The sequence below is a fragment of the Aquimarina gracilis genome, assembly GCF_035285365.1.
GTDB classification, from domain to species: domain Bacteria; phylum Bacteroidota; class Bacteroidia; order Flavobacteriales; family Flavobacteriaceae; genus Aquimarina; species Aquimarina gracilis.
Window position 1 is genome coordinate 647,894 of the sequence record NZ_JAYKLX010000002.1, and the last position, 14,424, is coordinate 662,317.

Here is a 14,424-nt window from a genome sequence, read left to right on the forward strand (position 1 = left end):
TCACTTTTTTAGAATTTAATTTCATCAATCTCTGATACTTCTTCTAATTCTTCTATTCTAAGAAATAGGTTCGCTTGTTCTTCGATGGTAGTATTATTAAACAAATCCACAATATTTATGGGTTTATCATAAATTTTCCCAAGCTCATGTTTGAGTTTTACCACTAGCAGAGAATCTCCTCCGATTCTGAAAAAATTATCCTGAACCCCGAAACTTTGATGTTCTAGTATGCCTTCCCAAATCTGCATTAAAGATTCTTCTATCTCATTTCTGGGTTCAACAAAATGCTCAAGGGTATCCTTCTCAATTTCCAAATTAATCAATGCTTTTCTATTAATCTTCCCATTAGGTGTTAAAGGGAACTCATCTAATGGTATAATTTTACCGGGTATCATATATTCTGGTAGATGAACCGATAGATAATTGTATAATGAATCGAATGAATACTCTTCTTTTGGGACCACATATGCTATAAGGTATTTCCTTCCACTTTCAGTAGTCTTTATCATAACCAATACATTTTCTACTACTTCAGAAGCTTGAATCTTGGACTCTATTTCTCCTAATTCTATTCTAAAACCACGAAGCTTTACTTGGTTATCGATTCTTCCAATAAACTCGATAGTCTCATCGGGTAACATTCGTACTAGATCTCCTGTGCGGTAAACCTTACCCACCCCTTCTTTAAATGGATTCTCTATAAAATGACGCTGGGTCAACTCAACATTGTTAAGATAACCTCGAGATACTCCTGCTCCTCCAATCAACAACTCACCAGGAACACCCTTGGGACATAACTTCAATTGCTTGTCTACTACATAAATCGAAGTCGATGAAAATGGCTTACCTATAGGAATCGAAGTGTAAGAATTATTATCTTCTAATGAAATTAATAACTTCCCTACAGTAGTCTCTGTAGGTCCATAATGATTCAACAATTCAACATCACCTTTCTGAGTCCTAATCTTATCAACATATTCAACCGATAGCCTATCACCACCAAAAATAATCATACGGTTTGGCAGCAATAACTCATCGCCTTTTGATAAAGCGTTCCAATGAGCCGGTACAATCTTTATGCAATCTATACTATGCTGCTTAAAATAAGAATGCATCCCTTCTACATCCCGTAGCAAATCCTTGGATGGTAAATGTAAAACACCCCCTGACAATAAAGATCCATACAAAACAGTATTCCCAAGATCTGTCGCTATATTGGACATCAATGCAAAACTCCTACTCGAAGTAAGTGTAGTATGAGCATAAAGACCTCTAATATAATCTGATAAATTACCATGGGTTACCATTACTCCTTTGGGATGACCCGTAGATCCCGATGTATAAATAACATAGGCTAGATCTTTGGCATGAGCAACCGGCAATGTAGAACCAAATTCTAAATCCTTTATCGTATCCCATAACAAATCAACATCCAAAATATCAACCTGATAATCCTTGGAAGAATCAATAGCTCCCGATATAGAACATAAAGCTTTGATATTGGTATCTTCTATAATGTATCGTATACGCTCATCGGGCATATCAGAATCTATAGGAACATAACAACCTCCTGATTTTAGAATTGCCAAAATTGAAATGATCGACCAACTAGAAACAGGCATTAAAATACCTATTAAATCATCTGACTCTACATCATAATGATCAACCAAATATTGAGCTAGTCGATCTGAACGATCATCAACCTCTTTATACGTAAAAGAGCCTTCAGAAGAAACTAGCGCTAAAGCATCTGGCGACATGAGAACCTGATCCCTAAACAAATCTAAAACAGTTAAATCCACTTCAGAATCTAAAACTATAGAATCCAAATACGAACTATCAATATCAGATAAGTAATCGACATCATTTATGATCAAATCCGAATCTTCCAAATAGTTTAATAATATAGATTCTACACATTTATGAATATCCTCAAGTCTTATATTATTCTTGAGTTCCCTTCTTAGCTTGTATTTGAAGTTTAATGAATTACCTAGTGCGTCTGCCGTAAAATCAAACGAAGTATTTGTCAATAAAAAAGAGTCTTTATTTATTGTTTCTCCTTCTAATGATTGTTCTTTACTTTCATTGGTTATCGGTTCAATTGAGTTATAAACGTGAAAATTAACGTAGTTAAACATAACATCAAAAAAAGGAGAGTTTCCTGCAGATTTCTCGTCCAGGATTTTAGAAATTTCGTATAAAGTCAACCTTTCATTTTTCTTTACTTTAATGAGGTTATTTTCTATTTCTTTAAAATAATCGGATAATGATAAGGTCAAAACGTGTTCAAGATGATTTCTTACTGGAACCGTGTTTAAAAAACATCCTAGCAACTTTTCTCCGTCCTCAATTGGTGGCCTATTATTGGAAACTACTCCTATTACAAAATCATCTTCATAATTAATAGTATTTAAAGCATAAACAAATGCCCCATAGATAGCAGCTTTCATAGACACCCCATCTTCTTTGCATTTGGACTCTAATTTATACTTGAAATCAAAATCATAGGTTCTAGTAATTTTTTGGTCTTCCTGCTTATTATTGAATATATCTAATCTTTTATAATCGTTTAGCTCTTCCTTCCAAAAATTAATAGATTCAATATTATTTTTATCATAAAGTTCTTCTATTACGGCATCTCTATATCTTACTTTTAGCTTATCAATTTTAAAAGAAGATTGTTTTTCTAATTGTTTATATACGCTAAATAATTCGGCATTTAATGATGCCACACTCCAGCCGTCTAGTATTGCATGGTGGAACTGAAATAAAAATATACTATCGGTATTACTTATTTTGAACAAAGCAATACGCCAAAGGAATTCGGAATTCACCTTAAAAGGCATATTTCTCTCGGTTATCATATAACCTCCAATATGTTCTTCTTGTTCTTTAATTTCAAGAGCTCGAATATCTTCATGATGAATAGTAAAACTAGCTTCCTTTTTTACAATTTGTACCGCCCTTTGATAAGTGTACAAATCAAATTGAGTTCTTAAAGTTTCATGTTTCCATACTAATTTTGAAAAAGCTTCTTTGAATAAATCAATATCAACTGAGGGGATTTGAAAAACGAATTGATCATGATATACTCCTGCTCCGGGATCCAATGCAGATAAAATGACCATTCCTTTTTGAATATCACTCATAGGATAGATGTCCTCAATATCTTGAGCATTATCAATATCTTCTAAAACTGTTCTTTTAAGAATTTCAATATTGTCTTTGATATTATTTATTGCATTTTTCTTTTCTTCGAATAAAGCTTTTCCTTCTTGTATCAATGCAGATAGCTTATCGATAGTATTAAACTCGTACAATTCAGGAATTGTAAGGGAAGTTTTGTACTTTTTGTTAATCTTACTAATTACACGTATTGACAAAATAGAATCACCTCCTATTCTGAAAAAATTATCGAATACTCCAATAGACTCAATACTTAGTACTTCTTCCCATATATTAGCCAAAGATTTTTCAAGTTCATTGCGAGGAGCCAAATGATGCTGATCTAATGTATTAGAATCATCCTCAATTTCAGATAAGGATTTACGATCAATTTTACCGTTAATTAATAATGGAAACTCTTCTAAGACCACAATTCGACTTGGCACCATATAATCTGGCAAACTAGCTTTCAAATAGTTGTACAAGTTATCTTCTGTGTAACTCTGATTAGAAACAACATAACCTACCAAATGTTTATGAGAATTCTCACGCTCTTTGACCAATACTACTACATTATCGACATATCCAGAAGACAAAATCTTTGATTCAATTTCTCCTAGTTCTATTCGATTTCCTCGTATTTTCACTTGATTATCTATTCTACCGACATAAGATATTTCTCCATTCGGAAGCCATTTTGCTAAGTCCCCAGTTCGATAAACATAATTTCCCTTTGTAAATGGGCTCTTGATAAACTTTTCTGCATTTAAATCTGGACGATTAAGATAACCCTGCGCTACCTGAACTCCTTCTATTAATAACTCTCCAGGAATTCCTATGGATTGATGAGATAAATGTTTGTCTACTATATAAATTTTAGTATTGGCAACGGGTTTACCTATACTTACTCCTAGCTGTTTTGTGTCGACTTTGGTTAAATCTACTGCAGTCACATCTATTGCCGCTTCAGTTGGACCATATAAATTGTGTATTTGCACCCATGGTAATTTTTGCTTAAACAATTCCACCATATTACTTGGCAGTGCTTCTCCGCTACAAATCACATGACGTAAACTCTTACAATTTTCGGGTTCTAGATTTTCTAAAAAGATTCCTAACATAGAAGGTACAAAATGTACAATAGAAACTTTTGCATCTTTTATTAATTGCTGAAGATATTCTGGACTCTTATGACCCCCAGGTTTTGCAAATACCAAATTGCATGCTGTAATACATGGTATTAATAACTCCCAAACAGAAACATCAAAGGTATAAGGGGTTTTTTGTAAGATTACATCCTTTTCATTAATTCCTAAATCGTCTCGCATCCATAATAATCTATTGTATAAACCAGAATGAGAGTTAATAACTCCTTTGGGTTTTCCAGTAGATCCTGATGTGTAAATAGCATAAGCCGGGTTTGACCCTTTAGATCTTGTTTTCAATTTTTCCTTACTATAGGTATCCTTTTCTGATTTAAAATCTGAAATGAATTTTTTATCAATACATACTTTGTATCTACTATCTTCTTCGATGTATTGTAGGCGTTCTTTAGGGTAACTAGTATCCAGCGGAAGATAAGCCCCCTCAGCTTTTAGAATTCCAAGAATACTTATAATCATCCATTCGCTACGATCCAGTTTAATCGCAATTAAATCCTTAGGCTTAACATTGTTTTTTTTCTTAAGGTAACTTGCAAACGCATTCGTATAATCATTTAATTCTTTATATGAGAGTTTTACATTTTCGAAGGTTACGGCTATTTCATTTGAATGCTTCTTAACCAGATCTTCGAATAAATCCAGAATAGTTTTATTTTTTTCGTAGGATACATGGGTATCATTAAAATCATTAAGTATTCTTAATTTTTCCGATTTTTCAATGTATGAAACTTCTTTAAGTAATATTGATGGATCCTTACTAAAACCAGTTAAAACATTTTCAAAATGTGTTTTTATTTTAATTACATCTTCTTCCTTATACAAATTACCATTATACTGAAATTTCACATCAATACTTTCCTTATTAGGAACGACAAGAATATCAAAATCATAATGGGTATTGGTTTCGTGTTGAGCGGATAGTATAGAAACCTCTTCGCTATTATTTCCTAAATCTGAATCGGTGTCAAGCTCATTAATTGCATAGTTCTCAAATACCAAAATATGATCTAATAAATCCATACCCAATTGACTTTCAGATTGGACCTCGGATAAATTCAAATAATGATGATCTAAGCTTGAAATTGATGCATTATGTACTTGATTAATTAAGTCTAATACCGACATCTCTTGATTGTAACGAATTCGAACCGGAATTGTATTTATAAACAATCCAACCATATCTTCTATTCCGTTAATATCACTTGGTCTACCCGATACAACAGATCCAAATACTACATCGTCTGTATTATTATATTTAGATAATAAATATCCCCAAACGCTTTGTATAAAAGAGTTTTCGGTTATCTTGTTTTGGGAGCATATGTTTCTAAAATTAGATAAATCATCCCCTTGAATCTTTAAAACTTGTTGTTTTGCAAGATATTTAGAAGTGCTTTCTCCAATTTTTTCAAAAGGTAAAACAGCTTTTATCGAATAATCACTTAAATAATCTTTCCAGTATGATTTACTTGCTACCCTATCTATTTGTTCTAACCATTGTATATAATTTGAATAAGGAACAACTTCTGAAAGTGATATTGGTTGATTAGATTGTAGAGATTTGAGTATTAAATAGAATTCATTTATTAAAATACTACCACACCATCCATCCATTATTATATGATGGTTGTTCCATACAAACTCATAGTTGTCTTTTCCTAAATCCAATACAGTTAATCTTATTAAAGAATCTTGTTTAATTTCAAAACCACGTTCTCTATCTTTTTCTTTAAAATCTAATATGAAAAGTTCTCTTGATTCTGCAGATGATAAATCAGATATATCTTTGTATACGTATGTTTTGCTTACCTCTTTTCTTACTATCTGCAATAAACTATCTGAATCATTAATAAAACTTGTTCTTAAAATGGAATGACGGTTAATCAAGAGCTCGTAACTTTGGTGGATATGATCTATTGTAACTCCAGGCATGTGCAACCTATAACTACGTTGAGAACAATAGGTAGCTTTATCTAAACTCGAAATCCAATGATAATAAATCCCTTCTTGTAAAGGAGATAATTTGTATACATCTTCAATATTATTATTCTGATTAAGTACAGAAAGTTCTGATATAGATAACTTTTTGTGTGTTAAGTCATATGGGGTTAAATAAGACTTATCTTCTTTACTTAACTCTTTAATAATGGTTTCTAATGCATTTTTATAGGCATCAGCCAAATCCAAAATCTGCTTTTCTTCATAAACCGATTCATTATATGTAATATACATCTGCAGGGCTCCATTGATAAGCATTCCTGAAACCCCAATCCTTTTATCCAATCGATTATTTAGATTTGAAGATTCTACTCCTTTATACTCTTCAGAATATGTGAAAGCTCCTTCCTTATCTTTATTTTTTTGATTTACTGTTCCTCCAAAATCCCCCAAATAATTGAATACAACACTAGAGTTACATTCTCTTTCAAAATCTTCTTTTAGATACTTAAGAATTCCATACCCAATTCCTTTATTTGGGATTTTTCTTAATGCTTCTTTAACTTCAACTAAAGATGTTCTAAAATCTAAATTATCACTAATCTCTAAAGAAAAAGGGGACAAACTAGTAAACCAGCCGATTGTTCTGTTTATATCAACATCATCAGATATACTTTCACGCCCATGACCTTCTAAGTCAATGATCACATTATTAGCACCAAATATTTTCTGGATACCTATTCCTAAACCTGTCAATAGTATATCATTAATTTCTGTGTTATATACACGATGCGTTTTTGTTTGTAAAAGCTCTACAGTTTCATTTGCTAAAGTGAAATGTGTACTTCTCACTTCTCCCGTACTAACATCTAATCTTTGTTTTTGAGATTTGTAAAGAGGTGTTGTATTTGTTGAAATAATATCTTTCCAATATTTTTTCTCCTTGGTCAAAGTACTACTTGAGGCATATTTATCGAGTGTATTTGTCCATTTTTGAAATGAATCCGTTTTCTTAGGTAAAACAATATCTTTTTGCTTTTCTAAATCATTATAAACATGACCCAAATCTTCTAATAATATCCTCCACGATACCCCATCAATTACTAGGTGATGTATCACCAATAAAAGACAATCCTTGTCTTTAAGCCTAAATAGTGCAACCTTAAATAAAGGTCCATCTTCTAAGTTGATACTTGATTGAACAGAATTACATAACGAATTCATTTCAGATTGGTAATCATTCAATTTTGATAAATCATGAATATCCAATGAATAAGATTTATGATCTAATCCTTTGTTTTCTTGGCGCCATGCACCTCCCTCTTTCCTAAAAGTCATCCTTAGGGCATCATGATGTTTCACCAAAAACTGTAAGCTTTTGTCTAATATGATGGAATCTATCGGTAACGTACTATCGAGCATTACTGATTGATTATAATAAGATTTATCTGAGAACGAATCCGTAGTCAGAAACATTTTTTGAATCGGGCTTAGCAAAACTTCACCATCTACCGTTATTTGACTAACAACATGAGTAATTTGAGTTAGCTTTTTAGATAAATGAGACAATTGAGGTGTTTGCATTAAATCAGATACTTTTAATGCATATCCTTTTTGTTTTAACCTCGAAACTATTAATATACTCTTTATTGAATCCCCTCCTAAATCATAAAAGTTATCGTAAATACTAATCCTGTCACGCTTTAATACCGACTTCCAGACATCTACAAGAATCTGATCTTCTGCATTACGAGGTAAGGCATATTCTACTTCATTTGATAGTTGTAATTCAGGGTCTGGTAATAACTTTTTATTAACTTTTCCATTAGATGTTAAAGGGAATTCTTCTAAATACACAAAATAACCCGGAATCATAAAAGTAGGTAATCGATCTTTTAAATAAGATCTTAATTCTGAAACATCCAAAGGTCCACTGGCTTTATAATATGCCACCAAATCTTTATCTCCCAAAGTTGATTCCTTTGCTATAACAATTACTGCATCTATTTCATCTTTTGATAATAATAAATTTTCTATCTCTCCTAGCTCTACTCGATTACCTTTTATCTTTACTTGGTTATCGATTCTTCCAATAAACTCGATAGTTTCATCGGGTAACATTCGTACCAGATCTCCTGTGCGGTAAACCTTACCCGCCCCTTCTTTAAATGGATTCTCTATAAAATGACGCTGGGTTAACTCGGCATTGTTAAGATAACCTCGAGATACTCCTGTCCCGCCAATCAACAACTCACCAGGAACACCCTTGGGACATAACTTCAATTGTTTGTCAACAACATAGATCGAAGTCGATGAAAATGGCTTACCTATAGGAATCGAAGTATAAGAATTATCTTCCGCTAATGAAATTAATAACTTCCCTATGGTAGTCTCTGTAGGTCCATAATGATTCAACAATTCAACATCACCTTTCTGAGTCCTAATCTTATCAACATATTCAACCGATAGCCTATCACCACCAAAAATAATCATACGGTTTGGCAGCAATAACTCATCGCCTTTTGATAAAGCGTTCCAATGAGCCGGTACAATCTTTATGCAATCTATACTATGCTGCTTAAAATAAGAATGCATCCCTTCTACATCCCGTAGCAAATCCTTGGATGGTAAATGTAAAACACCCCCTGACAATAAAGAGCCATACAAAACAGTATTCCCAAGATCTGTCGCTATATTGGACATTAATGCAAAACTGCTACTCGATTTAATTGAGGTATGAGTATAAAGACCAATAATGTAATCTGACAAATTACCGTGGGTTACCATTACACCCTTAGGATGACCCGTAGATCCCGATGTGTAAATAACATAGGCTAGATCTTTGGGATAAGCAACCGGCAATGTAGAAGCAAATTCTAAATCCTTTACCATATCCCATAACAAATCAACATTCAAAATATCAACCTGATAATCCTTGGAAGAATCAATAGCTCCCGATATAGAACATAAAGCCTTGATATTGGTGTCTTCTATAATGTATCGTATACGCTCATCGGGCATATCAGAATCTATAGGAACATAACAACCTCCTGATTTAAGAATTGCCATAATCGAAATGATCGACCAACTAGAAACAGGCATTAAAATACCTATTAAATCATCTGACTCTACATCATAATGATCAACCAAATATTGGGCTAGTCGATCTGAACGATCATCAATCTCTTTATACGTAAAAGAGCCATCAGAAGAAACTATCGCTAAAGCATCTGGCGACGTGCTAACCTGACTCCTAAACAAATCTAAAACAGTTAAATCCCCTACTACAGAATCTAAAACCATAGAATCCAAATACGAACTATCAACATCAGATAAGTAATCAAAATCTTCAATTTTTGTTTCACTCTTTTCAAGAATCTTTCTAGTCAATTCTTGATAATGCTCCAAAAATTTTTCTATCATCAAATGATCATATATATCTGTATTATATGTTAAACTTAATGATAAATGATCTCCGACCTCTTCAAAAATAAATAGCATATCGAATTTGGACATGGCACTCCCACAATCCTTTATCACTTCTATTTCTGTTGTGGACATTTCTAATGTTTCATCAACCTCTCCAACATTTTGCAGTACTACTCTTATATCCAATAATGGATTCCTTGCAGTATTTTCATTTATCTTCAGCTCATCACATAACCTATCAAAAGGATACATTTGGTGTGTATAAGCTTCTAATAAATTTTCTTTTACATTCTGATAGAACTGATCGAAAGAAATACCACCATTAATTTTATTTCTTAATGCTATAGTATTAATATAAAAACCTATTTGATCTTCCAAATCTGAATGATCTCGACCGGCTACCGAACTCGTAATTACTATATCTTCTTGGCCAGTATATCTGTAAAACAATACTTTTAATAGAGATAATAAAAACATAAACACGGTCCCTTCTTTTTGTGCAGCATAATTCCGTATAGCTAGTGTATCCTTTTTGCTAAAAAAAGTTTGCACCATCCTACCATTGTAAGTTTTTAGCAAAGGGCGTTGTTTATATGTGGGTAAATTAAGAATCTCCAAATCTCCAGAGAGCTTTTCTAACCAATAATCTCTGTGAATTTTGTATTGATAAGTGTCTAGTTGAGCTAGTTGCCATGAACTAAAATCTTTGTATTGTATTCTTAATTCTGAAAGTTGTAGCGATTTGTTTTCAGAATAATGTTCATAAAATGACGATATATCACGCAATAAAACATTCATAGACCAACCATCACTTATAATATGATGCATATTATAATAAAGCACATATTCTGAATCAGTTACCTGTAATAAAACCACCCGTAAAAGAGGCCCTTTTTCTAAGTCAAATGGCAGGTAAGAATCCTTTTTAATGAAGTCCTGTGTGGATTTCCAAGGGTTTTTGTCTTTGGTGAAATTCTTATATCCAATATCAAAACCAAGTTCTGATAATTCTAAAACTACCTGATATACCTTTCCATCAGAATCTTCTTTAAAAACAGTACGCAAAATCTCATGACGTTCTAAAACACTAAGTATTGATCTTTTAAGGCTTTCTAAGTCCTGAACATCTTTTAAGTTGAATGAGTTAGGCATATTGTATGATACAGAGGCTTCTTCTATTTGGCTAAGAACCCATAATCTACGTTGTGCGTCTGAAATTGGATAGTTGTTAGCAACAGGAGCTACAGGTATAATAAAATGTTCATTTTTATCAAGAGAAGAGATTAAAGCTACATGAGACGCTAATGAAGTATTTGAAAAAATGTCTTTAATAGAAAGCTTAACATTAAATGCCTTATGATATTCATTTGTTAACTTAATTCCTTTCAGGCTATGTCCTCCTAAATTAAAAAAATCATCATTGACCCCTATTTGATTTCGCTCTAAGACATTTTGCCAAATTGTTACTATTTTCTTCTCTATTTCATTTCGTGGAGGGACATACCTTGATTCTGAATCCAACTCCAAGTTTCTATAATCAGGTAAAGCTTTATAATTAATTTTCCCATTGGTTGTCAAGGGTACCTCATCAATAGCAATAAAATAATTTGGAATCATATAAGAGGGTAAAAAATCTTGTAAATAGCTTCTTAGGTCAGAAACCATTAAATCTTTTGAAGAGGTATAATAAGCTACCAGATCTTTATTTCCTAAAGAATCTTCTTTGGCAATAACTACAGCGGTTTTGATTTCTTCTCTTTCAGATAAAGTATTCTCTATTTCCCCTAGTTCTATTCTATATCCTCGAATTTTCACTTGACTATCCTTTCTTCCAAAAAACTCTATAGTACCATCTTTTAACCACCTTCCGATATCTCCAGTTCGATACATAAACTCTCCTTTTAAGAAAGGATTGGGAATAAATTTTTCTGCACTCAATTCTGAATTATTGAGATATCCAAGACCAACACCTAGTCCCGAAATACAAATCTCTCCTTGTACTCCTATTGGTAATAGTTCCAAAGAAGCCCCCAAAATAAAGACTTTCACACCAGAAATAGGCTTTCCTATTACGACCTGTTGATCTAACTTTAATTCTGAAACAATGCAGCCTACAGTTGTTTCTGTAGGTCCATATTCATTAAAGACACGAATAGATGGATTAATATTTTTAAGCGTTCGAACATGATCCAGATTCACTTCTTCTCCTCCAACTATGACACATTGTATATTTGAAGATTCAATATCGAGTTGCTCGAGCAAACTAATATGGGAGGGAGTAAGTTTAATAGTGTTGATATTATTAGACTCATCAAAGCTATCTATTAAAACATTTGACAACTCATCATCTTGTGAGTAAATTTTTAAGCTTTTTCCCCGAGTTAACACACAAAAAATACTCGTAATGGTTAAATCAAAAGACAATGATGTAAATAGTCCAAAATCGCCAATATCATCATTAAAGTAATAATTGTTTGACCATTGGATGTAATTGGATAAATTACCATGAGATAGCATGCAGCCTTTTGGTTTTCCTGTAGAACCTGATGTGTAAATAATATAAGCTAAATCAGTTTTTTCAACCGGAATTGCATTAAATATCTTTTTTTCTAATTTGTCTAATTGATCATCAACTTTAAATATTAAACCAGAGTAGCACTTCAGATCCTTTTCAAAAGCTTTTTGGGTAAGTAAAATATTTATTCCTGTATCCTCTATTATATATGATTTTCGGTCTTTTGGATAAGTAGGATCAATAGGAACGTAAGCTCCTCCCGCTTTTAGGATTGCCAAAATAGAAATAATCATTTTTTCAGATCGATCTTGTAAAATGCCAACCAAATCACCTTTACCAAGGCCACAATTATCTTTTAAGTACCAGGCCAATCTATCTGAGTAATCATCTAAGACCTCATAGTTAAAAGATACTCCTTCATAATTTATCGCTTCAACATTTGGAGCTTTAAAGACCTGACTTTTAAACAAATCAATTACTGGCGTATAAACGATCTCATTTATCGCTTCATTATAATTTATAGAAGTTTTATTGAAATTATTAAATAACTGATTTTTTTCTTTCTCGTTCAGGTAGTCAAGGTTGGACATTGATAAATCAGGAGAATTCATTACCTCTTCAAGTATCATCTGGAAATGGTTCATCAAACCCTTCATCATATCAGCGTCATATATATCATTGTTAAATATTATTTCGAACGAAATAACATCGCCCAATGGCATAAAATGAAATTCAATATCATTCTTATTTGCAACAAATCCTCGATCTTCAATAACACCTGGGTTAGTCATTATCGAAGTGTCGCTGTTATTGATATTACTTTCATGAAAGGTTAGGGAAACATCATACAAAGAAGTTCGACTAGGATCATAATTCAATTCTAGCGCTTCGATGATTTCATCATAAGGATATTCCTCATGTTCGAAATCTTCCAAAGTGTTTTCTTTAACTCTATTGTAAAACTTCACAAAACTATCATTTGGACTTATTGTGTTTCTAATAGCTAATACATTAACATAAAACCCTATTTGATCTTCTAAGTCCGGATGTGATCTCCCTGCAACCTGACTTCCGATTAATATGTCTGTATTATGCGTATACTTATGCAAAAGAACATTTACTGCGGAAAGCGTTAACATAAATAAACTTCCTTGATGATTTTGAATAAAATCATACATCTTTTTACTTAAATCACTAGATAGAAAAGTACTTAAGTATCGACCATTACTTGTCTGAAAATTAGGTCGTTTCTTGTACGATGGTAAATCAATTTTTGGAATTTCACCCGATAACTTATCTACCCAATATTTTTTATGCTCTTGATATTCAGGCTTTGTTAATTGATTAAATTGCCAAGCAGAGTAATCCTTATACTGGACTCTTAGTGGAGGAACATTAACAGGAGTTCCTGCTTCATAGGCCCTGTAATAACTCATCATATCTCGAAGCAGAATATCTAAAGACCATCCATCGCTTATAATATGATGCATGTTAAAGTGAAAAATATACTTATCATCTTCAACGTGAAGCAATGCTACTCTTAACAAAGGACCGCACTTAAGATCAAATGGTTGGTAAGAATCATGATCAATATACAATTGATATTCTTTTACGGGATCCTCCTCATTCCTAAAATCTTTGAAATCAACTTCAAAATTAAACTCTTCCTGTGTTAAAACGAACTGTCTCACTTCGCCAGATTCAACCTCTTTAAATACAGTGCGTAATATTTCATGTCGTTCTATAAGTGAAAAGATAGCCCTTTCAAAAAGAGAAATATTATAGTTCCCCTTTAATTCAATTTGAGTGAATATATTATACGCCCTGGCCTGATCTTCAAATTGATTTAATATCCATAAACGCTGTTGTGAATTTGAAATTAAATAATGCTCATTCTCAGGTACATTATCAATGTTGGAATAGACCTTATCACCATTCTTTTTAAGGTTACTTAAATATAAAATCAAATCTTCTTTCCTAGATTTAATTTCTTGTATAATAGCTGGATTAACTCCTTTATTTGGAATTTTCACAGATAATTCTCCTTCATTAAGGCTTATATGAATGTTTTCTTTAATAAGCTTAGACAGAAATGTTTTCATTTTGAAGTTATGTGATTAGCTTTATTTGAAATTTTTGTTATTTCTCTTCTCTAATTATTTACCTTAACAACTGTTTTGTCAAATTTGAAAAGCAAATGGTGGATATTTA

At 32.4% G+C, this 14,424-nt stretch carries 1 protein-coding gene; it reads right to left on the bottom strand.

Features of this window, described 5'->3' with window-relative positions; all coding sequences use genetic code 11:
• Nucleotides 1–8: 8 nt before the first annotated feature.
• A complete protein-coding gene (locus U6A24_RS05785; RefSeq protein WP_324178984.1) occupies nt 9–14,315 on the bottom strand; it encodes a non-ribosomal peptide synthetase in 14,307 nt (4,768 codons plus the stop codon).
• Nucleotides 14,316–14,424: the final 109 nt, after the last annotated feature.